Source organism: Kocuria subflava (assembly GCF_012163155.1).
Classification (GTDB): domain Bacteria; phylum Actinomycetota; class Actinomycetes; order Actinomycetales; family Micrococcaceae; genus Kocuria; species Kocuria subflava.
The window spans coordinates 1-311 of record NZ_JAAVUN010000133.1; the positions used below are offsets into that span (position 1 = coordinate 1).

At 68.2% G+C, this 311-nt stretch carries 1 pseudogene; it reads right to left on the minus strand.

Annotation, left to right across the window (positions count from 1 at the left end):
* Window positions 1–255, minus strand: a pseudogene (locus GTW58_RS14775) (LutB/LldF family L-lactate oxidation iron-sulfur protein); the annotation flags it as partial.
* Window positions 256–311 lie beyond the last annotated feature (56 nt).

Genomic DNA, 311 nt, shown 5'->3' on the forward strand with positions numbered 1-311 from the left:
CTCCCGGATCTCGTCACGGTTCTTGTGAATCGCAGGCACCAGGATGTGGGAGGGCTTGTCCTCGCCCAACTGCACGATCAGTTCGGCCAGGTCCGTTTCATGGGCCGTGATGCCCTGGGCCTCCAGGTGCTCGTTCATCCCGATTTCCTGGGTGGCCATGGACTTGACCTTGATGACCTCATCTACGCCCTTGGCACGCACCAGATCGGTGATGATCCCATTGGCCTCAGCGGCGTGGCGCGCCCCCGGGGGCACACCCCCCCGCGCGGGGGGGGGGGGCGCGTGCTGCTCCCCGCGTGCCGGCGGGGGGG